Below are 22,647 nucleotides of genomic sequence, written 5' to 3'. Positions count from 1 at the left end.
ATGTTTAACTGGTTTAAAAAGAAAAATAAAGAAAAAGAATCTTTAATTAAGGAAGATACTATAAATAACAAAGAAGAAAATGAGCAAATACCAGAAGAGAATTCTAAGGTAAATGAAGAGATTTTTAGCGAAGCACATACTCTTTTAGATGAGGAAAAAAATTTAGATCTTACTGAAGAAATAGATAATAAAGAAAATATAGAAGAAGATAGGCTAGAAAAAACATCTAATAATTCAGTTGAAGTTAAAGAAGAAATTGAGGTAGAAAATTCTTCAGAATTAGATAATGATGAAGCCCCCAATGAAGACAAGGGTAAAGTTAACTTCTTCAAAAAATTAATGAGCGGTCTTGATAAGACAAGAAAAGAAGTAGGCATAAAAATCAATACCGTAATGGGAAATTATGTAAAAATTGATGATGATATGCTTGAAGACCTTGAAGATATTTTAATTTCAGCTGATGTTGGAATGGATACTACAATGAAATTAATTGATAATTTAAGGGAAACTATAATCAAGGAAAAAATTAACGACCCATCTAAAGTTAAAGATATTTTAAAGTCAGAAACAAAAAAATTAATGAATGAAGAATTAAATAAAGGAATAAGCGATATTTCTCCATCAATAATTTTGGTTGTAGGAGTAAATGGTGTAGGTAAAACTACAACGATTGGTAAACTTGCAAAAAGATATAAGGATGAAGGAAAATCTGTTTTAATTGCAGCAGCGGATACTTTTAGAGCTGCAGCAATTGACCAACTAAAAGAATGGGGAAATAGGGTAAATGTTGATGTAATTAGCCATAGTGAAGGTCAAGACCCAGCAGCCGTTGTTTTTGATGCTATTACAGCAGCAAAAAGTAGAAATGCTGATATACTAATAGTCGACACAGCCGGAAGATTACACAACAAAGCTAATTTAATGAAAGAATTAGAAAAAATTAATAGAATAATAGACAAAAAATATCCTGAAGCTTACAGAGAAACACTTCTGGTTCTTGATGCAACGACTGGTCAAAATGCTATGAATCAGGCAAAAACTTTCAAAGATGCTGTAAATATTACAGGCATTGCTTTAACTAAACTTGATGGGACCGCCAAGGGAGGCGTTGTCATAGCTTTACAATCTGAACTACAAATTCCCATAAAACTTGTGGGAGTAGGTGAAGGAATTTACGATTTACAAGATTTCAATTTAGATAATTTCTTGCAAGGAATTTTTGGATAATATTTTATATAAATAAGTAAATAATATTGACAAAAAAAGAAATTTATGGTTTAATACTAGAGGTCAAGTAAAAAGGTTGACCCTTATAAATATGGTGATTATATGGAAGATAAGTTTTTTCGCATAAATACTCTTATGGATTTTTATGGTTCTTTACTACCACAAAAACAGAGAAGAGTAATGAGTATGTATTATATTTATGATTGCTCTTTAAATGAAATAGCAAATGAATTTAATATTTCAAAACAAGCTGTTTCTGATAATATGAAAAGAGCAGAGAATAACTTAGAAAATTATGAAAAAAAACTTAAACTCATAGATATTACAAAAAAAAGAGATAAAGAAACTCTTTTAAAAAAAGAAAAACTAGAAAAATACTTTGATGAGTTTGAAAAAAATAGTAGAGAATATGATAAAGTTCTCTACAAAAAGATTAAAACCTTAATCTTGGAATAGGGGGTGTATTGTGGTTTTTGAATCTTTATCTGAAAAATTACAAAATACTCTTAATAAATTAACAGGCAAGGGTAAATTAACTGAAAAAGATATTGATGCAGCTATGAGAGAGGTTAAGCTTGCTCTTTTAGAAGCAGATGTAAATTTTAAGGTAGTTAAGGATTTTATAAAAAACACTAAAGAAAGAGCTTTAGGCTCTCAAGTTTTAGAATCATTAACACCTGGTCAACAGGTAATTAAAATTGTTAACGATGAGCTTAAAAACCTTATGGGAAAAGAGCAGGTAAAAATTGATTATTCTAAGAAGCCAACAGTTATTTTAATGTGCGGTCTACAAGGGGCTGGAAAAACTACAACAGCCGGAAAGCTTGCTAATAAGATGAAACAAGAAGGCAAAAGGCCACTTTTAGTAGCGTGTGATGTTTATAGACCTGCTGCAATAAAACAGCTACAAGTTGTAGGTAAATCTGTAGATGTTCCAGTTTTTACTATGGGTGATAAAATTGATCCTGTTGACATTTCAAAAGCATCTCTTGAACATGCTAAGAAAAATGGAAATGATGTTTTAATTATTGATACTGCTGGAAGACTTCAAATAGATGAAAAACTAATGCAAGAATTAAAAAACATCTATGATGCCTTAGAACCATCTGAGGTTTTACTGGTGCTTGATTCTATGACAGGACAAGAAGCTGTAAATGTAGCAGACACGTTTGATGATACCTTAAAACTTACTGGGGTTATTTTAACTAAACTTGACGGTGATGCAAGAGGTGGTGCGGCCCTTTCTATAAGAGCTGTAACTGATGTGCCTATTAAATTTATTGCATCAGGCGAAAAGATGGATAACATTGAAGTCTTCCATCCAGATAGGATGGCTTCAAGAATTTTAGGCATGGGCGATATGTTAAGCCTTATTGAAAAAGCTGAAGCTATTGTTGATGAAAAGAAGGCTAAAGAATTAGAAGAAAAAATAATTAATCAGACTTTTACCTTTGATGATTTTCTTGACCAAATGATGCAAATTAAAAAGATGGGTCCTTTGGAAGATATTTTAGGAATGCTTCCGGGAGTGAATTCAAAAGCTTTGAAGGGAGTAAAGTTACCAGAGGGTGAACTTGCAAAAGTAGAAGCAATAATAAGGTCCATGACCAAAAAAGAAAGAATTAAACCCGATATTATAGATTCGTCAAGAAGAAAGAGAATAGCTTTAGGTTCAGGGACTAGCCCTGCAGAAGTTAATAAGTTGATAAAACAATTTAAAGATTTAAGAAAACTTATGAAACAATTTGGAAACATGTCTAAGGGCATGAAGAAAAAAAGGTTTAAAATGCCTTTTTCATTTTAGGTAATTTATTTTTTAAATAAATTTATTTTAATTATGGAGGTGAATTAATTGGCAGTTAAAATTAGATTAAGAAGAATGGGTACTAAGAAAAAACCATTTTATAGAGTTGTTGTAGCGGATTCACGTAGTCCTAGAGATGGTAGAGTAATCGAAGAAATTGGTTATTATGATCCATTGACTCAACCAAAGAAATTTGTTGTAAACAGTGAAAAAGCTAACACATGGATTCTAAATGGAGCTAAACCTACTGATACAGTAGATAGACTTTTTAGAGAAAATTCTGTTTATATAAATAAAGAAGCTTCTAAAAATGAAGAAGCTCAAGAAGAACCAATAAATAAATAATTGGAGGCATACATGGTTGAATTAATTGAATACATTGCAAAGTCTTTAGTTGATGAACCGGAAAAGGTTAAAGTAAGCTCTCAAGAAGGCGAAGATGTTAACAATATACTTCTACAAGTCTCTTCAACCGACATGGGAAAAGTTATTGGAAAACAAGGCAGAATTGCAAAAGCAATCAGGTCTATTTTAAAAGCTGTATCATTAAAAGAAGAAATAAAGGTCAATTTAGAAATAGATGAAATCCAAGAATGATTTAACTTGTATAGGCGAGATTATTAATACTTTTGGTATAAAGGGAGAGCTTAAAGTAAGACCTTTTACTGATAATATCAAAAGATATTCTAAGCTGGATTATATACTTTTAGGTCAAAATAAAGACTCTTATGAAATCTCTTCTGTAAGATATGACAAAGGTTTTGTTTTTTTAAAATTAAAAGGACATGATGATATTAATGATGTCTTGAAATTTAAAAATTCATATCTTTATATTTATGATAAGGACAGAGAAAAATTGCCACAAGGGACTTTTTATGTATGGGACTTAATTGGTAAGGAAGTTTATGATTCAAATAATGAATTTCTTGGAATTTTGGAAAAAATAGATTCTTATCCAGCAAATGATGTTCTTGTTATTAAAAACGAGAATTTTCGCTACTATATACCAAATGTTAAGGAATTTGTTAAGGATATTGGAGATGTTATTATAGCTGACCCCATTGAAGGGATGAGAGAGTGAAAATTTCTGTACTAACTTTATTTCCGGAGTTTATTAATTCGCTTAGGGATTATTCAATTGTTGGAAGAGCTATAAAAGACAATATTGTAGAACTTGAGGTAATAGATATTAGAGATTTTGCCATTAATAAGTATCTACAAGTAGATGATTATCCTTTTGGTGGTGGGCCAGGAATGCTTATGCAGGTTTCTCCAATAGTTCAGGCTATTGAAAGCTGCAAAAGCCAAAAGGCAAAAGTTTATTTTTTAAGTGCTCATGGAAAAACTTTAAATCAAGAAAAATTAAAAGAGCTTAAAAATGAAGAGCATATTATTTTATTAAATGGTCATTATGAAGGTATTGATGCCAGAGTTATAGATAATTATGTCGATGAGGAAATTTCCATTGGTGATTTTGTTTTAACTGGTGGAGAGATAGGCTCAATGGTTCTTATTGATGGAGTAACTAGACTCTTAGATGGTAGTCTTTCCTCAGAAGAATCATATACAGATGAGTCATTTTATAATGGCTTACTGGAATATCCTCAATATACAAGACCTAGAGATTTTAAAGGTTTAAAGGTTCCTGATATTTTATTATCAGGAGATCATGAAAAGATAAGAAAATATCGCTTGAAAGAGTCACTAAGGATTACTCTTAAAAAAAGACCTGATTTATTAGAAAAAAAAGAATTAAATAATGAAGAAAAAATTTTATTAAAAGAAATACGAGAGGAGGAGGAAAATGGATATAATTAGATCAATAGAAGATGAATTTATAAAAGATAATTTACCTGAATTTAGAGTGGGAGATACAATTCAAGTCCACTATAGAATTATTGAAGGTACTAGAGAAAGAGTCCAAGTTTTCGAAGGTATTGTAATCAAAAAACAAGGTAAGAGTTCAAGAAAAACTTTCACTGTTAGAAGAATTTCTTACGGTATAGGAGTTGAAAGAACTTTTTTAATTAATTCTCCAAGAATAGCTGAAATTAAAGTTGTTCGTAAGGGTAAAGTTAGAAGAGCTAAACTATACTATCTAAGAGATAGACAAGGTAAAGCTGCAAAAGTTAAGGAAAAAATAAATTACTAAAATGAGCTAAGACTCATTTTAGTTTCCTTTATTTTGAATGAAGAAAGGAGCTTTATGAAAAAATTTTTTATAGGAATATTTATTTTATTGGCACTTGCTGCAGGATTATTTTTCTTTGTTGAAAATAGGGGAAACAACAAACAATCTGATATGTATGAAGGACTAAGTTTTTTATGCGAAGATAAGTTAGTAGACAAGAAGGATTATTATAGACAAGAGGATGGACAATTATATATTTCTTATGATTTTATAAAAGAAAATATAGATAAAAATATAAATTTCAATGAGAGTGAAAATAAAATTTATATTAATAACTCAAAAGGTTCAAAAGTTTTGCCTTTAGACAGCAAGCAAGCAAATTTTTCTGGACACAAGGTTATTTTGCGTTCACCTGTTAAAAAAATAGATGGTAAATTAATGTTACCTATTGAATCTTTTATTTATGATTATAATTTTGATTTAAGATATGATAAAGATAATAAGTCATATGTACTTGATAATTTAAGCATTTCTCATAAAATTGCTACAACAACAACTGATGTAAACTTGAGAGAAATGTCTAAGAAAAGATCAAAATTAATTAAAAAAGTTCCTAAAGATAGTAAAGTATTTCTATACGACCAAGAAAATTCTTATTATAGGGTAAGAGAATATAACGGATATGCTGGTTATGTCCATAAAGATTATTTAGATAATATTACAGAAATTCCACCTCATGAATTAAATACTCAAGCAAAAAAACCCTTAAATATTACTTGGGATTACACTTATGCTGGACACTCTGAAGATAAGATTGCAAATATTAAAAATATACCAGGTGTTGATATCATAATTCCAACATGGTTTTCTATAATGAATGGAAATGGAGATTTAATTGATAGGGGAAATATTGATTATGTCAATAGATATAGAGCTATGGGTATTGATGTTTGGGGATATCTTGATAACTCTTTTGATGCAGAGATTACTAACAAGGCATTGTCAAATGAAAATTCAAGAAAAAAAATAATTGATAAAACTATAGAATTATGTAAAAAATATGGCATGAAAGGTCTAAATATTGACTTTGAAGGTTTTAAAATTAGTGACAGAGATTTATTTACAACTTTTGTAAAAGAATTATCTGAAAAAGCAAAGTCAGAAAATATAATGATTTCAGTTGATGTAACTCCACAGATATCATCGGATGTAACAAAAGAACCCTACGATAGAAAAGCACTTGCAGAGATTTGTGACTTAGTTGTAATAATGGCATATGACCAACATTGGTCATCTTCTGAAAAGTCAGGTTCAGTTGCTGAATATCCTTGGGTTGAAGGTTCAATTAATGTTTTGTTCAAGTCAATTCCTAGAGATAAAATGATTTTAGGAGTTCCTTTATATTCAAGGCTTTGGTGCGAAAAAAATGGTAAAGTTTCTTCTAAAGCAATTTCTATGGACCAAACTAATAATATTATTGGGTCTAAGGGGTTAAAACCTAAGTGGAATGACGAATGTGGACAATTTTATGTGGAATTTAACGAGGGTGATGCCCTTTATAAAATTTGGCTGGAAGAGAAAAATTCTTTAGCTCTTAAAACTAGTCTAGTTAATAAGTACAAGTTAAGAGGGATTGCATCTTGGAGATTGGGTTTTGAAACTTTTGATATTTGGGATGCTATAAACAATGAAATAAAAGATTTGAAATATTAATAATAATTTCTAATGAAAATGTCAATCACTAACATTGACATTTTTTTTATTATTAGATAAAATTATAAATGAATTGCAAAATTAATTGTATTTTAATTAAAGGGAGTGCTTAAAATTTTAGCTAATACTCATAAAGTTATAGCAACTATTATTCATCAAAGGGTAAAACAAGATTATAACATTAATTTAAATTTGAATAAGATACAATGGGGAAGTGTTTGTCCTGATGTTTTGCCTTATTACAAACTAATAAGACATTATCAAAAAGAGTCAATAAATTTTATTTCTAAAGAGATATCTAACTTGATTTATTTTTGTAGATATTCAAATTTACAAGAGAACACTAATCCTATTTTGATTAATTATTTATCTAAGAAGTTAGGTATAATTTCTCATTATCTTTCTGATTATTGTTGCTATCCGCATGCTTATAGGATGACTTTCTTTGATGATATGAAAGCACATATTAAGTATGAATCAGACCTTAATGTATATGTGTTATCACAAAAATTTAAGGAAGAAAATTATGAGTACGTTATAAATACTAAAAATTTAGATTTATTCGAAAATGTTGATAAAAAGCTTAAAGTTAGAGTTAAAGAATATATAGAAACAGTTATATGTGAATATAAAAATGCTCCTATAAGTTTTGATACTGATATGAATTTTGCACTAGATATAAGTTCTAAAATAGCATCCTTTGTTATTGAATCTGCACTTGTTTACAATGAAGATTTAGAAATTCAATTTTCATAGACGAATGTGCAGTATATTAAATAGAATAGATTGTTATATTAAGGCAAAGGTCATTTACCTTGCCTTTTTTTAATTAATTTGGAGGAAAAGATGATTAATAATTCAGAAGCAAAGTATTTAGATCTAAGAGAAACACAAATTGCAATAAAATCTTTAAAAGATTATTTTCAAAGAGATTTAGCAAGCACATTAAATTTGGCAAGAGTTTCAGCACCTCTTTTTGTTAGACCTGAAACAGGTTTGAACGACAATTTGTCCGGAGAAAAAGCTGTTAACTTTAATATTAGAAAATATGATATTAATGTTGAAATTGTGCAATCTTTAGCAAAATGGAAAAGAAATGCATTAAAAAAATATAATTTTGGTATGTATGAAGGAATCTATGCAGATATGAATGCAATAAGGGCTGAAGAAAGTCTTGATAATATTCATTCGTCTTATGTTGATCAATGGGATTGGGAAAAAATAATAGGAGTTTCTGATAGAAATGACGATTATTTACATCTTGTCGTTAAAGAAATATTTTCGGTATTTAAAAGAAGTGAAGAATATATTAATCAAACTTATCCATACATTTTATCCAAAAAGTTGCCTGAAAAAATTTTCTTTGTTTCATCTCAAGAACTTGAAGATGCTTACCCTGATTTAAGTCCTAAAGAAAGGGAACATGAAATTACAAAAGATAAGAAGGCAGTTTTCATACAAGGAATCGGAAAAAAATTAAAATCAGGCAAGCCTCATGACCTTAGAAGTCCAGATTATGATGATTGGGACTTAAATGGAGATATAATATTTTGGGATAGTGTTTTAAATGATTCTATTGAATTATCAAGCATGGGAATAAGAGTCGATGAAGATTCTATAGTTAGCCAATGCAAAATTTGTGGCAATGAAGATAGACTTACCCTTCCTTATCACAGAGATATAATAGAAAAAAATCTTCCCTATACAATAGGTGGGGGTATTGGCCAATCAAGAATATGTATGTACTTTTTAGAAAAAAAGCATATAGGGGAAGTTCAAGTTGGCGTTTGGGATGAGCTTACAAGGCAACAAGCCAAAAAAGATGGTATTATATTATTGTAATATAAATTTAATATTAAAAAATTTGCTTTCTTTTTAACAATTACTCTTAAATTTATAGTATAATAAAAAATAGATTTCGGAGGAATTTTTATGAGCTTGGCAAATATTAAAATTTCAAATAATAAAAACTTTGCTTTTAAAGATATAAAAAACTATCTAGTTGAAAATTTCCTTTATAACAACGAAACAGACTGTATTAATATTCTTTTAAATATTTATAATATAGAAGAATCTATCGAAAATATTTTTCCCAGATATGTGTCTTTGGAAAATTTACGTTTAGATATAATAAAATTATATAAAGAAAAAAGAGGCATAGAATTAATTGCCAGAAATCTATCTAGTTTAATCCATGATGATATAAATAGATTAGAATTATATTTATATTTAGAGGGCTACAGAAGAGGTTTCAATTCTTCAAAATTAATCAATAAACTTGAAATGATAGCCTTGAACTATTTGTCAATTGAAGAACTATACAGTAGGAAGAAACTTTATAACTATGAATTTAAAAATAAAGATGTGGTTATTTTTAAAAAGGAACTTTTTAAATGTTTAAGAAGGGATAGGTTTACTAGATCTTATATATCATCAATCGTTAGGGGCGTTGATAAAAATCTTTTAAGAAAAAAGATTTTTAATATTAACTCCCACCTTGATTTACAGCTTGTATTTAGTGATGATTCTTCTGCGAGATTTAAGGAAATGAATTCGTATCTCTCCGTTAATGAGATTTCTAATCTCTATAAAAAAATATTAAAATTTTTATATGTTGATGGTTATAGAATTCTTACCAATGGATATTGGGATGGAATTAACGATAAAGTAATGAAAAGATATAAATAAGGGTAGGTTAACTACCTTTATTTTTTTAAGAGGGAATATGAGAATTTTAGGAATTGACCCTGGACTTGCAATTATAGGTTATGGTATTTTAGATTTCAAAGGAAATTCTTTTAAGACCGTAAGCTATGGTCAAATTAATACTCCTGCAAAAACCCCAATTACTGATAGATTGGATATGATATATTCTCAAATGTCTGAATTAATAATTAAATTTAAACCAGATGATATAGCATTTGAAGAATTATTTTTTAATAAAAACGTTAAAACTGCAATTACAGTTGCTCAGGCAAGAGGGGTAGAAGTTTTAGCTGCAAGACAGTTTACAAGAAATGTTTATGAATATACACCTTTGCAAATAAAAAAATCTTTGGTTGGTTATGGTAGAGCTACTAAGGAACAGATTCAATATATGGTAAAGGTTTTACTTAATTTAAAGGAAGTACCAAAGCCTGATGATGTGGCAGATGCACTTGCAGTTGCCATAACTCATGGTTCTTCTATCAATTTTAAAGAAAGTTTTAGGATGATATAATGTTAGATTTTATAAAGGGAAATATATCAGAAATTTATGAAGGCGAAATAGTTCTTGATAATAACGATATAGGATATTTAATATCTATTAGCCAACTTGATATTTCAAAGTTAAGTTTGAATGAAGAGTTAAAAATATATTTGAGATTAATATTAAGAGAGGATAATATATCACTCTATGGTTTTTTGAATAAAGATTCAAGAACTCTTTTTGATTTATTAAATACTGTATCAAGTGTTGGACCAAAGCTTTCTATGACAATTTTAGGAGCTTTGGGTTCATCTCAACTTAGAAGTGCCATTTTAAGTGAAGATGCAAATATATTAACAAAATCTCCAGGAGTTGGAAAAAAGACTGCTAATAGAATAATTCTTGAACTCAAAGATAAGATTTCTAAAAAATCTTTTACAGAAGATTTAGATTTAAGTATATTAGACAGTAGTGATACAATAGATATCAATAATGACCCTGCTCTTGAGGCTCTATTATCCTTAGGCTATAATGAATATGAAGCAAAAATTGCTCTGAGAAATGTAGATCAAAGTCAAGAATTATCTGAAATTATTAGACAGGCACTGAAGGTGATGGCAAAGTAAATGGATGAAAGAATTATTGATGCAAATTTTTCTGTTGAAGATAAACAGGAAATTAATTTAAGACCTAAGTGGCTTTTAGATTATATTGGCCAGGATAAGGTTATAAATAAATTAAAAATTTTTATAAAGGCAGCAAAAAATAGGAAGGAACCATTGGACCACACTTTATTAAGTGGGCCACCAGGTTTAGGAAAAACCACTTTAGCTGGAATTATTGCTAATGAAATGGGCGTAAATATAAAAGTGACGTCTGGTCCTGCCATAGAAAGGCAAGGGGATTTAGCATCAATTCTTACAAACTTAAAAGAAGATGATGTTCTTTTTATTGATGAAATTCACAGATTAAATAAATCTGTTGAAGAAATTTTATATCCTGCTATGGAAGATTATGCACTTGATATAATTATTGGTAAGGGGCCTTCCGCACGCTCTATTAGGCTTGATTTGGCAAAATTCACTTTAATAGGAGCGACAACAAGATCAGGTATGTTGACATCGCCTTTAAGAGATAGGTTTGGAGTTCTTTTAAATATGGAACTTTATTCAATTGATGCTCTTACTAAGATTGTTATAAGATCTGCTGAAATTTTAAATATACCAATTGAAAAAGAAGGCGCTTTAGAAATTGCCAAAAGGTCAAGAGGAACTCCTCGTATTGCAAATAGACTCTTAAAAAGAGTTAGAGATTATGCAGAAGTTGTGGAAAGAGGGGTAATTACCGAAAAGGTTGCTGTTAAGGGACTTAATTTGCTAGAAATAGATAAATATGGTCTTGATAATATTGATAGAAAGATAATCTTAACAATGATTGAAAACTTTGTAGGAAGACCTGTAGGGATTGATGCAATTTCTGCATCAATTGGTGAAGATAGAATTACAGTAGAAGATGTTTATGAACCTTATTTAATGCAAATAGGCTTTATAGTTAGAACACCAAGAGGTCGACTTGCAACAAAAAAAGCTTATGACCATTTCGGTTTAGAATATAAAGGAGAAGAAGAATGAAAAAAATTTTACTTATTTTCTTACTATTTCTTATGCTCTGTCCAATGAATTTATTGGCAGAAGAAAGACTTAATATTAAAGTTGGACCATCTAACCCTGTTGATAAAGAAATTAAGCTTTCTACTAAGGCTAATTTTCAAATTATATCATCAGATTTTTCATTATTAAATAATACGAATTTAAAAGAATTAAAAGTTACTTTAAAAAATGGGAAGGTATATTTAAAAGGTGAGAATTTTACAATGGAAAATTTCCCATTAGATGGTAGTATGCTAATTAATTCTTCTAAAGAAATTAAAGTTGAAAATTTAAAAAGAAGTTACTTAGGTGCTATTTCTTTTAGAATTAACAACAATAAACTTGATATTATTAATAATATAGATATAGAAAATTATTTGAGGGGAATCTTACCCAAGGAAATGAGTCCGTCTTTTGCACAGGAGGCTTTAAAAGCCCAGGCTGTAGCCTCAAGATCATTTGCAATAAGTAACAAAAATAAATGTATAAAGAATGGTTATAATCTTGATGATACAACTGCTTGTCAAGTATATAGGGGTAGCTCATGCTATAATAAAATTACAGATAAAGCTGTTGAAGCCACCAAGGGTCAAGTTTTAACCTATAAGGGAAAAGTTATTGAAGCAATATTTGGAGCATCTTCTGGAGGCTATACTGCTGATGCAAAAGATGTTTGGGGTGGCGAGATTGTAGATTATCTAATTGCAAAAGAAGATCCTTATTCCACTTATGAATGGGATGCTATTCTAACTAATCAGGAACTGTCAAAATTAGGTCTTGGTGAAATTTATACAATTGAGATAGCAGATTATGACTCATCAGGAAGAATTAAAAATATAACAGTAACAGGAGCAAATGGAGTTAAGAATTTCACAGGAAATCAATTTAGAAATAAAGTCGGCTCTATGAAATGTAAATCCACACTATTTGAAATAATGAATTTAGGTGATAGTTTTTCACTTAAGGGAAAGGGATTTGGTCATGGAGTAGGAATGAGTCAATATGGGGCTCAAAAGATGGCAAAAAGTGATTTCAAATATGAAGAAATTTTGGGCTTCTATTTTCCTGGGACAGAATTAAAAAGTATGGAAGGCGTAAATGAAAACAAGTGATTTTTCATATGATTTACCAAGTGAGCTTATAGCTCAACATCCAGCGCAAAAGCGTGACCAGTCAAGGCTTATGCTTTTGAATAAAAAGACTGGAGAGATAAATCATAAAAAATTTTATAATATTATTGACTATTTAAATAATGGTGATGTTCTTGTATTAAATGATACTAGGGTTATGCCTGCAAGAATTTTTGGACACAGACCAGAAAAAGATGAGAGTATCGAGATATTGTTGTTAAATCATAAGGGAGATACTTGGGAAACACTTGCCAAACCAGGCAAAAAATTAAAAATTGGAACTGAAATAATTTTTTCAGATGAATTAAAAGCTGAAGTCGTAGATATTTCTGAAGATGGCTCAAGGTTTTTAAAATTTATCTATAGTGGAATTTTTGAAGAAATCCTTGACAGATTAGGTGAAATGCCTTTGCCACCATATATTCAGGAAAAACTTGAAGACAAGGAAAGATACCAAACTGTATATTCAAAAGAAATAGGTTCAGCAGCAGCTCCGACTGCGGGTTTGCATTTTACAAAAGAACTATTAAAAAAGATAGAAGAAAAGGGAATTGAAATTTGTTTTATAACTCTTCATGTTGGACTTGGTACGTTTAGACCAGTTAAGGTAGAAGATGTTACTAAACATAAAATGCACAGTGAGTTTTATATTATTCGTGATGATGTAGCTCAAAAAATTAATAAAGCAAAAGATGAAGGTAGAAGAATTGTTGCAGTTGGAACAACATCTATAAGAACTTTAGAATCTGCTGCTGATGACAAGGGATATGTAAAGGCAAAAAGCGGATGGACAGATATTTTTATTTATCCACCATATAAATTCAAATGTGTTGATGCACTTATAACCAATTTTCATTTACCTGAATCAACTTTAATAATGCTCGTGTCTTCATTGAGTACAAGAGAAATTATTTTAAACGCTTATAATGTTGCAGTCAAAGAAAAATATAGGTTTTTCTCCTTTGGTGATGCAATGTTTATATATTAGGAGATTAGATGTTTAAGTTTGAATTATATAAAAAAGCAAAAGATTCTAAGGCAAGATTAGGTAAAATAATAACTGACCACGGAGAGATAGAAACACCTATTTTTATGCCTGTAGGAACTAGAGCTACAGTTAAAACTATGGCTAGTGAAGAATTGAAAAAAATTGGCGCACAAATTATTTTATCAAACACCTATCATTTATTTTTAAGACCAGGGTCTGAGATTATAAAAAAAGCAGGTGGACTTCACAAGTTTATGAATTGGGACAAGCCAATACTTACCGACTCAGGAGGATTCCAAGTTTTTTCTCTTTCTGATAATAGAAAAATTACCGAAGAAGGTGTTGAATTTAGATCGCATATTGACGGTTCAAAGAAATTTTTATCTCCTGAAGTTTCAATTGAGATGCAAAATATTTTAGGCTCTGATATTATTATGTCATTTGATGAATGTGCACCATATCCTGCATCATATGATTATGTTGAAAGATCAATGCAAAGGACTCTAAGATGGGCAAAAAGAGGTAAAGATTTTCATAAAAATTCTGAGCATCAAGCACTTTTTGGTATAATCCAAGGTGGTATGTATAAAGATTTACGAAAAATTTCTGCTCAAGAGATGGTTGACATGGATTTTCCAGGGTATTCAGTAGGCGGTCTTTCTGTAGGTGAACCAAAAGAAATAATGAATGAAATTCTTGATTATACAACAGATTTTATGCCTGAAAATAAACCGAGATATTTAATGGGAGTTGGTAGTCCTGATTATTTATTTGAAGCAGTAGAAAGAGGTATAGATATGGCAGATTGTGTTTTGCCAACTAGAATTGCAAGAAATGGTTCTGTTATAACTCATAGGGGAAAACTCGTTATTAGAAACGCAAAATATAAGGAAGATTTTTCTCCATTAGATGAAGAATGTGATTGTTATGTTTGCAGAAATTATACAAGAGCCTATATCAGACATTTATTCAATGTAGACGAAATATTGGGACCAAGACTTGCAACTATTCACAATTTATATTTTCTACTCAATATGATGGAAAATATAAGAGAGTCAATAAGGGGAGATTATTTTCTTGAATACAAAAATGATTTTTACAATAAGTATGGATATAATTAAGCTTGTTAAAAATTTATTTTTTTTGTATAATTATTTATAAGAAGGGAGCAGTTTAATGAACAGTCAGTTTCTTATTCAGTTTGGACCTTTAGTTTTAATTTTTTTAGTATTTTATTTTATGGTTATTAGACCTCAAAATAAAAAGCAAAATGAAATTAAAGATATGCGTGCTAATCTAAAAGTTGGCGATAGGGTACAAACAATTGGTGGAATCATAGGAAAAATTATTGTAATAAAAGAAGATTTTGTTGTAATTGAAACTTCCGGTGATAAGAACAAAATGGAAATTATGAAATGGGGAGTATCTTCAGTTTTTAAAGATAATTCCGATTTGAAAAAGGATAATAAATAGGAGGATATGATGAAGCATATTAAGACTTTAACAACAAGAAGATTAAAAGATACTTATGCTAAAGGTGGATGTGGAGAATGTCAAACTTCATGCCAATCAGCTTGCAAAACTTCTTGTACAGTAGGAAATCAAAAATGTGAAAATGTACAATTAAAGGGCTGTTAACAGCCTTTTATTGTGCTTAAATTTATTAAATGGGGAATAATGTTAATAATTGGGAGAAAAGATGGAAAATATTCATAAATTTTATTTAAATGGTAAGTATATAGTGCTTGATATACCTTCAGGTTCTGTTCATATTGTAGACCAAGCAGTATACAAAATAATTGATGATTTTAAAGATTTGACAAGAACTGAAATTTTAAGCAAGTATAAGGACGAATTTCCTTTAGTCCAACTTGAAGAAGCTTATGATGAAGTTAAATTTTTAGTAGATGAAGAAATGCTTTTTACTGAAGATGCTAAATATTTAAAGCCCATGTATAATCCCGCAAACATTATTAAAGCCATGTGCTTAAATGTTGCGCATGATTGTAATTTGAGATGTAAATATTGCTTTGCTTCACAAGGTGATTTTAAGGGAAAAAGATTACTGATGGACTTACAAACAGGTAAAGATGCCCTTGATTTTCTAATTAAAAGTTCTGGATATAGAAGAAATCTTGAAGTGGATTTCTTCGGTGGAGAACCTTTAATGAATTTTGAAGTTGTAAAAAAGCTTGTAGAGTATGGAAGAATTCAAGAAAAAAAATACAACAAACATTTTAGATTTACAATCACAACCAATGGAACTTATTTAACAGATGATAAGATAGATTTTATAAATGAAAATATGGATAACTGCGTACTTTCATTAGATGGTAGAAAATGTGTTAATGATTATATGAGACCTACAATAAACGGAAAAGGGTCTTTTGATATAATTGTGCCTAAATTTAAAAAACTAATTTCCAAACGTGGAGATAAAGATTATTTTATTAGAGGTACTTTTACTAATGAAAATTTAGATTTTTCTGAAGATTTAATGGAATTTTATAAGCAAGGTTTTAAAAAAACATCTATTGAACCAGTAGTTACTGATGAAAAAGAACCATATGCCATTAGAGCAGAACATTTAAATAAAATTTTAGAAGAATATGAAAAATTATCAAAAGAATATATTGATATCAAGAAAAAGGACAAAGAATTTTCTTTTTATCATTTCATAATAGACTTAAGTCAAGGACCTTGTGTTATTAAAAGGACTGTTGGATGTGGAGCAGGTTCTGAATATATAGCAGTAACTCCTGATGGAGAAATTTATCCATGCCATCAATTTGTAGGTGAAGAGGAGTTTAAATTGGGAGATATTCACAGTGGTATTGTAAATACTAAGCTTCGTGATACATTTAAGTGTGCCAATGTATATACTAATGAAGATTGTCCAGATTGTTGGGCTAGATATTACTGTTCAGGCGGTTGTCACGCTAATGCTTATTATGCTAATAAAAACCTATCAAAACCTTATAAAGTGGGTTGTGAAATGGAAAAGAAAAGAATTGAATGTGCTATATCAATTGTAGCAAATCAAGATTAATCTGTTATAAACAATTTTGTTTATATAAATAAATATAATAGAACAGGGGAGCATTCGCTGAGAGGAGATAATATCTCGACCCTTAAGCTGATCCAGGTAATACTGGCGTAGTGAGGAATAAGGACTTAAAATAGGGCTCGGCTCTATTTTTTTCTTTTGTTAATTAAGGTTCTTATTTTCCAACCTTGTTCTAAAGGAGGAAAATATGGAAAGAAGAAGTACAAAAAATTTAGTAATGGCAGGTTTATGTATAGCCTTGTCACAGGTTTTATCTTATGTAAAAGTTTTTGAGATGCCTCAAGGTGGTTCAATAACAGCCGGTTCAATGGTTCCCATAATACTTTTTTCATTAGTATATGGATTTAAAGATGGATTTTTAGCAGCCATTGTTTATGGACTTTTACAATTTGTTTTAGGTGGAACTTTTTCACTTCATCCATTATCAATAATAATTGATTATTTATTGGGATTTGGTGTATTAGGTTTAGCTGGAATATTTGGTGGAAAGAAAAATCTAACAAGTGCTTTACTAGGAACTTTTGTAGCCTGCATATTAAGATTTGTAATGTTATTTTTGTCAGGAGTTTTGGTTTGGGCATCTTATACACCACCAGGAATGGCTCCATGGTATTATTCTTTAACTTATAATGGAACTTATATGATTCCTGAAACAATACTTACACTTGTTATAGTCGCTCTTATATATAGTAAAGTATATGATTCTATGAAATAGGTATTATATAAAAATAAAACCTTATGAGCTAATCATCAACAATAACCATTTAGTATTGGTTATTACTAATATATGGTTTTTGATAATTAAATAAAAAAGCCTAGTAAATCACCATGATTAATCTTAGTAAGTTAAGTAATTACGCTAATTAATTTGTAATTGATAGTTATTTCTATTTTCAAAATATTACGCTAAATATTTGATAAAATATTAAAGATATGCTATCATTAATTCATAAAGACAAATAAAGGTATAAAATTTATGGAGGTGTACTATGGCTTATAAAATTACAGATGCTTGTATCGCTTGTGGCGCTTGTCAAGCAGAATGTCCAGTAGATTGCATTAGTGATGGAGATATTTATCAAATAAATCCAGACCAATGCATAGATTGTGGCTCATGTGCAGGAGTTTGCCCTGTAGGAGCACCAGTACCTGAAGACTAAGTAAGGTTTAGCGAGGCTATATGCCTCGCTTTTTTGTTGTAATTTTTTAAAAATAAAAGTATAATACTTTTATCATATAAGTTTTTTATTTTATATATTTTGCATCATATAAGCTTTTAACTTATTCATTTATTTTCATTTCTTACATACTCTAAATTTTTCATATAAATTTTTATTTTTATTTAGAGTTTAAATTAATTAAAGTGGTATATATGTTATATATTAAAGATGGTATTTAATATTTGAAAGGAGAATAATATGAGGATTCATATGGGATTAGATGTGGGGTCTACCACTGTTAAACTTGTAATCTTGGATAATGAATTTAATATTTTATATTCGACTTACAGAAGACATTTTTCCGATGTTAAAAAAACTGTCAAAGATGTTATTAATGAAGTTTATGATAAATATAAATATGATAGCTTAACTTGTGCTGTTACTGGTAGCGGTGGTCTTTCAGTAACAAAATTACTAGATGTTGATTTTATTCAAGAAGTTATAGCAGGTAAAGTTGCTATATCATCTTATATTCCCCAAACTGATGTCGCAATAGAACTTGGGGGAGAGGATTCTAAAATTACTTACTTAAAAGGTAGTGTAGAACAAAGAATGAATTCAATTTGTGCTGGAGGAACCGGAGCTTTTATTGACCAAATGGCTTCTCTATTACAAACTGATGCTTCAGGTTTGAACGAAATGGCAAAATCTTATAAAAAACTTTATCCTATAGCTTCACGCTGTGGAGTTTTTGCTAAAACAGATGTGCAAGCTTTGATTAATCAAGGTGCAGAAAAAGAAGACATAGCTATTTCAGTTTTTCAATCTGTTGTTAATCAAACTATTTCAAATCTTGCTTGCGGCAGACCCATAAGAGGCAATGTTGCCTTTTTAGGAGGACCTCTACATTTTTTAAATATGTTAAGGGAAAGATTTATTAAAACTTTGAATCTTAAAGATGAAGAGATTATAGTGCCTGAAAACTCTCAAATTTTCGTAGCATTAGGTGCTGCGATTTCTTCTTTTGAAACAAAATCTATGCCATTTATAGAGCTTTTTAATAGGGTTAATTCAAACATAAAAGTAATTGAAAAAGAAACAACAACACTTGAACCTCTTTTTAAAGATAAAAAAGATTTAGAAGATTTCATAGAAGACCATAAAACTAAAAATTTAAGAGAAATTCCCCTTAGTTCATATAAAGGACCTATTTTTATTGGAATTGATTCTGGATCAACTACTTCTAAATTAGTGGCTCTTTCAGATAATAATGAAATTTTATATAAATACTATGGATCAAATAAGGGGAGTCCTCTTGAAATTGTTATTGAACAATTAAAAGAAATATATAAAAAGAAAAATAATGAAGCCTATATAGCTTCTGCTGGTTGCACAGGCTATGGAGAAGATTTTTTAAAGGCAGCCTTAAATTTAGATTTAGGTGAGGTAGAAACTATTGCTCACTTTACAGCAGCTAAATTTTTTGACCCTGAAGTAGATTTCATTCTTGATATTGGAGGTCAAGATATGAAGTCAATGAAAATAAGCGATGGTGTTATAGAATCAATATTATTAAATGAAGCTTGTTCTGCTGGCTGTGGGTCTTTTCTCGAAACTTTTGCCCGTTCTGTTAATTTATCGGCAAAAGAATTCGCAAATCAAGCAACAATGGGAGAAAACCCAGTTGATTTAGGTAGCAGATGCACTGTGTTTATGAATTCTAATGTAAAGCAAGCTCAAAAAGAAGGGGCAGAGGTAACTGATATAGCAGCAGGCTTAGCTTATTCAGTAATTAGAAACGCTCTACAAAAAGTAATTAAAGTTCGTGACCCTAAGGATTTAGGTAAACATATTGTGGTTCAAGGTGGAACTTTCCTATCAAATGCTGTTTTAAGGGCTTTTGAAAATTTAACAGGTGTAAAAGTTACAAGACCAAATATCGCTGGACTTATGGGTGCTTTGGGAATGGCATTAATATGTAAAGAAAAATCTCAAGGTAAGTCTTCAATTATTGATGAAGAAGGTCTAAGTAATTTTAAATATAAATCTATATCAACTAATTGTCATCAATGCACCAACAACTGTGCTTTGTCTATTAATATATTTTTTAACGGAAAAAGATATATTACTGGAAATAGGTGTGAGAAGGGTGCAGGACTTGTTAAAAGTAATGAAGAAAAACTTCCAAATCTATATAAATATAAATTAGAAAGATTATTTTCTTATAAATCCTTAGATGAAAAATATGCTCCCAGGGGAATAGTTGGAATACCTAGAGTTTTAAATATTTATGAAAATTATCCCTTCTGGCATACATTTTTTACAAGTCTTGGTTATAGAGTTGTTTTATCAAGTAAATCCTCAAGAGAAATTTATGAAAAAGGTATAGAAACTATCACTTCTGAAACTGCTTGTTATCCAGCTAAGATTAGCCATGGACATATAGAAGATTTAATTGAAAAAGGTGTAAAATTTATTTTCTATCCTGCAGTATTTTATGAAGAAAAACAATTTAAAAATGCAGATGACACCATAAATTGCCCTGTTGTGGCAGGTTATAGTGAAGTAATTAAAAATAATGTTGATAAGATAGTAAATGGTAATATAGTATTTTTAAATCCCTTCATATCTTTTAATGATAGAAAAAGATTAGAAAAAAGGTTAAATGAAGTATTTACTGATATACCTTACGATGAAATAAAAAGAGCAGTAAGAGCTGCTTATCAAGAAGAAGATAGATATAGACTTGATGTTCTCAATGAGGGCAATAAAGCTTTATCATATATTAAAGAAAAAAATATTAAGGGTATAGTTTTATGTGGTCGTCCTTACCATGTTGACCCGGAAATTAATCATGGTATACCAGAGTTAATTAATCAATTAGGTCTAGCTGTGCTTTCAGAAGACTCAGTTGCAAGAAATGTTGAAATTGATTCTAGACTGAGGGTTTTAGACCAATGGAACTATCATTCAAGACTTTATAGAGCGGCTAAATTTGTTGGTCAATATGATAATTTAGAGCTTGTTCAGCTAAATTCTTTTGGCTGTGGAATAGATGCCGTTACAACTGACCAAGTAGCAGAAATTATGAAAGCCTATAATAAAATCTACACAGTCTTAAAAATAGATGAAGTTTCTAATTTAGGTTCCATAAAAATTAGGTTGAGGTCTTTAATCGAGGCATCAGAAAAGAGAGAATTTATTAAAAAAGAAGCTGATAAATTAGGACTTATCAATGAAAAACCTTTATTATTTACTGAAGAAATGAGGGAAAATTATACAATTTTAATGCCGCAAATGTCCCCTCTACATTTTGAAATTTTTGAACCAATTTTACAAGCTGAAGGTATAAATATAAAGGTCTTAAAAGATAGTGGAAATAAAGTTGTCAATGAGGGCTTAAAATATGTAAATAATGATGCTTGTTATCCTTCTATGTTTGTTGTGGGTCAATTTATAGATGCAGTTAAGTCTGGAAAATATGATACAGACCATTTGGCACTTCTAATGAGTCAAACTGGAGGAGCTTGCAGAGCATCAAATTATGTAGCCTTTATAAGAAAAGCCTTAAAAGACGCTGGATATGGTCATATACCTGTTATAGGTTTGTCTTTCCAAGAAATTGAATCTCACCCTGGATTTAAATTTACAAGAAAACAAATAATTAGGATGGGTAAAAAACTTGTTCAAGCTTTACTCTATGCAGATTTAATTTCAAGATTAACACTAGCCACTAGACCCTATGAACTTATTAAGGGATCTACTAATATATTAAGGGATAGATGGATAGAAATAACTACAAGTAAAGACTTATCTTATGAAAAAGAAGATTTTATAAGAAATGTATATACTATGGTAGGAGAATTTAAGAGGCTTGAAATTTCTAAAATTAAAAAGCCAAAAGTCGGTATAGTTGGTGAAATTTTAGTTAAATATGACCCAGCTGCTAATAATCACTTAGCAAAAGTTTTGGAAGATGAGGGGGCTGAGGTTGTTATTCCAGATTTGACAGATTTTATGATGTATTCATTTAAAAATCAAGAATACAAATATAGATTACTTTCAAAATCTTGGTTACCATCATTTGTTTGTAATTTAGGAATATATTATATAGAATATTACAGAAAATTTGTAAGTAAAGCCTTAGAAGGAACAAGATTTACAAAACCTGAAAAAATTGAAAATATCATAGATTATGCGAAAAAGTATGTAAGTTTAGGAAATCAATATGGAGAAGGTTGGCTTTTAACAGGTGAAATGGTAGAACTTATAGAATCTGGCACAGAAAATATAGTTTGTGTTCAACCTTTCGGATGCCTACCAAACCATATAACTGGTAAGGGTGTCATAAAAGCCATCAGGTCGACATATGAAAAAGCAAATATTATTCCTCTTGATTTTGATGCTTCAGCTTCAAGCGTTAATCAATATAATAGAATTAAATTAATGTTATCTCAAGCAAAGAAAAATATGGAACAAGAAAAATCAATATATCACAGAGGATTCTTGAAAAATAAAGTTGCTTTAGAAAATTAAATAATCTAATAAAAGCGTGCGTGATGAAATAACATCCATTAGTTGTTTTTGA

24 protein-coding genes are annotated in these 22,647 nt (G+C 29.7%); all 24 read left to right on the top strand.

Features of this window, described 5'->3' with window-relative positions; genetic code table 11:
* The 24 genes from ftsY (at position 1) to F594_RS0105790 (ending at position 22,595) form a co-directional block, all read left to right on the top strand.
* The gene (gene ftsY, locus F594_RS0105905; protein WP_019034894.1) at positions 1-1,227 is read left to right on the top strand and encodes a signal recognition particle-docking protein FtsY; all 1,227 of its coding nucleotides are present in this window, start codon (positions 1-3) and stop codon (positions 1,225-1,227) included.
* Between the two features lie 102 nt (positions 1,228-1,329).
* Positions 1,330-1,683 (top strand): YlxM family DNA-binding protein, encoded by a 354-nt coding sequence (ylxM, locus tag F594_RS0105900; protein ID WP_019034893.1) that lies wholly within the window; start codon positions 1,330-1,332, stop codon positions 1,681-1,683.
* 10 nt (positions 1,684-1,693) lie between these two features.
* Positions 1,694-3,031: a signal recognition particle protein gene (ffh, locus tag F594_RS0105895; protein WP_004825658.1), complete on the top strand. Its 1,338-nt coding sequence runs from the start codon at positions 1,694-1,696 to the stop codon at positions 3,029-3,031.
* A gap of 48 nt (positions 3,032-3,079) precedes the next feature.
* Positions 3,080-3,376, top strand: coding sequence for a 30S ribosomal protein S16 (rpsP, locus tag F594_RS0105890; RefSeq protein ID WP_004825655.1), 297 nt, complete (start codon positions 3,080-3,082; stop codon positions 3,374-3,376).
* Between the two features lie 12 nt (positions 3,377-3,388).
* Positions 3,389-3,628: a KH domain-containing protein gene (locus F594_RS0105885; RefSeq protein WP_004825665.1), complete on the top strand. Its 240-nt coding sequence runs from the start codon at positions 3,389-3,391 to the stop codon at positions 3,626-3,628.
* Positions 3,612-4,112, top strand: coding sequence for a ribosome maturation factor RimM (gene rimM / locus F594_RS0105880; RefSeq protein ID WP_019034892.1), 501 nt, complete (start codon positions 3,612-3,614; stop codon positions 4,110-4,112). The genes F594_RS0105885 and rimM overlap by 17 nt, the downstream gene beginning before the upstream one ends.
* Positions 4,109-4,849 (top strand): tRNA (guanosine(37)-N1)-methyltransferase TrmD, encoded by a 741-nt coding sequence (gene trmD, locus F594_RS0105875; protein ID WP_019034891.1) that lies wholly within the window; start codon positions 4,109-4,111, stop codon positions 4,847-4,849. The genes rimM and trmD overlap by 4 nt, the downstream gene beginning before the upstream one ends.
* Positions 4,836-5,183: a 50S ribosomal protein L19 gene (gene rplS / locus F594_RS0105870; protein ID WP_004825662.1), complete on the top strand. Its 348-nt coding sequence runs from the start codon at positions 4,836-4,838 to the stop codon at positions 5,181-5,183. The genes trmD and rplS overlap by 14 nt, the downstream gene beginning before the upstream one ends.
* A 54-nt stretch (positions 5,184-5,237) precedes the next feature.
* The gene (locus tag F594_RS0105865; RefSeq protein ID WP_019034890.1) at positions 5,238-6,875 is read left to right on the top strand and encodes a glycosyl hydrolase family 18 protein; all 1,638 of its coding nucleotides are present in this window, start codon (positions 5,238-5,240) and stop codon (positions 6,873-6,875) included.
* A 105-nt stretch (positions 6,876-6,980) separates the two neighbouring features.
* Positions 6,981-7,631, top strand: a complete 651-nt coding sequence (locus F594_RS0105860) for a zinc dependent phospholipase C family protein (RefSeq protein ID WP_019034889.1) — start codon at positions 6,981-6,983, stop codon at positions 7,629-7,631.
* Between the two features lie 90 nt (positions 7,632-7,721).
* A complete protein-coding gene (gene asnA, locus F594_RS0105855) occupies positions 7,722-8,717 on the top strand; it encodes an aspartate--ammonia ligase (RefSeq protein WP_019034888.1) in 996 nt (331 codons plus the stop codon).
* Between the two features lie 90 nt (positions 8,718-8,807).
* Positions 8,808-9,563 (top strand): hypothetical protein, encoded by a 756-nt coding sequence (locus F594_RS0105850; protein ID WP_019034887.1) that lies wholly within the window; start codon positions 8,808-8,810, stop codon positions 9,561-9,563.
* 37 nt (positions 9,564-9,600) lie between these two features.
* Positions 9,601-10,095: a crossover junction endodeoxyribonuclease RuvC gene (ruvC, locus tag F594_RS0105845; RefSeq protein ID WP_009344688.1), complete on the top strand. Its 495-nt coding sequence runs from the start codon at positions 9,601-9,603 to the stop codon at positions 10,093-10,095.
* Positions 10,095-10,691 carry a Holliday junction branch migration protein RuvA gene (gene ruvA / locus F594_RS0105840; protein ID WP_009344684.1) on the top strand — a complete coding sequence of 199 codons (597 nt, stop codon included), beginning with the start codon at positions 10,095-10,097 and terminating at the stop codon, positions 10,689-10,691. Before ruvC ends, ruvA begins: the two co-directional genes overlap by 1 nt.
* Positions 10,692-11,696 carry a Holliday junction branch migration DNA helicase RuvB gene (gene ruvB, locus F594_RS0105835; protein WP_009344682.1) on the top strand — a complete coding sequence of 335 codons (1,005 nt, stop codon included), beginning with the start codon at positions 10,692-10,694 and terminating at the stop codon, positions 11,694-11,696.
* Positions 11,693-12,826: a SpoIID/LytB domain-containing protein gene (locus F594_RS0105830; protein ID WP_009344690.1), complete on the top strand. Its 1,134-nt coding sequence runs from the start codon at positions 11,693-11,695 to the stop codon at positions 12,824-12,826. Before ruvB ends, F594_RS0105830 begins: the two co-directional genes overlap by 4 nt.
* The gene (queA, locus tag F594_RS0105825) at positions 12,813-13,832 is read left to right on the top strand and encodes a tRNA preQ1(34) S-adenosylmethionine ribosyltransferase-isomerase QueA (protein WP_019034886.1); all 1,020 of its coding nucleotides are present in this window, start codon (positions 12,813-12,815) and stop codon (positions 13,830-13,832) included. Before F594_RS0105830 ends, queA begins: the two co-directional genes overlap by 14 nt.
* 8 nt (positions 13,833-13,840) lie before the next feature.
* Positions 13,841-14,953 (top strand): tRNA guanosine(34) transglycosylase Tgt, encoded by a 1,113-nt coding sequence (gene tgt / locus F594_RS0105820; RefSeq protein ID WP_019034885.1) that lies wholly within the window; start codon positions 13,841-13,843, stop codon positions 14,951-14,953.
* 55 nt (positions 14,954-15,008) lie between these two features.
* Positions 15,009-15,305, top strand: coding sequence for a preprotein translocase subunit YajC (gene yajC, locus F594_RS0105815; protein ID WP_004825677.1), 297 nt, complete (start codon positions 15,009-15,011; stop codon positions 15,303-15,305).
* Positions 15,306-15,314: 9 nt separating this feature from the next.
* Entirely contained in the window at positions 15,315-15,470 is a 156-nt protein-coding gene (scfA, locus tag F594_RS09225; RefSeq protein WP_004825679.1) for a six-cysteine ranthipeptide SCIFF, read from the top strand.
* A 61-nt stretch (positions 15,471-15,531) separates the two neighbouring features.
* Positions 15,532-16,881 (top strand): thioether cross-link-forming SCIFF peptide maturase, encoded by a 1,350-nt coding sequence (scfB, locus tag F594_RS0105805; RefSeq protein WP_019034884.1) that lies wholly within the window; start codon positions 15,532-15,534, stop codon positions 16,879-16,881.
* 205 nt (positions 16,882-17,086) lie between these two features.
* A complete protein-coding gene (thiT, locus tag F594_RS0105800) occupies positions 17,087-17,614 on the top strand; it encodes an energy-coupled thiamine transporter ThiT (protein WP_004825687.1) in 528 nt (175 codons plus the stop codon).
* 274 nt (positions 17,615-17,888) lie between these two features.
* The gene (locus F594_RS0105795; protein ID WP_004825682.1) at positions 17,889-18,059 is read left to right on the top strand and encodes a DUF362 domain-containing protein; all 171 of its coding nucleotides are present in this window, start codon (positions 17,889-17,891) and stop codon (positions 18,057-18,059) included.
* Positions 18,060-18,317: 258 nt separating this feature from the next.
* Positions 18,318-22,595: an acyl-CoA dehydratase activase-related protein gene (locus F594_RS0105790; RefSeq protein ID WP_019034883.1), complete on the top strand. Its 4,278-nt coding sequence runs from the start codon at positions 18,318-18,320 to the stop codon at positions 22,593-22,595.
* Positions 22,596-22,647 lie beyond the last annotated feature (52 nt).

It is taken from the genome of Peptoniphilus lacrimalis DSM 7455 (assembly GCF_000378725.1).
Classification (GTDB): Bacteria; Bacillota; Clostridia; order Tissierellales; family Peptoniphilaceae; genus Peptoniphilus_A; species Peptoniphilus_A lacrimalis.
The sequence above is the reverse complement of the archived record's forward strand: the minus strand, read 5'-3'. Positions and strand labels throughout refer to the sequence as shown.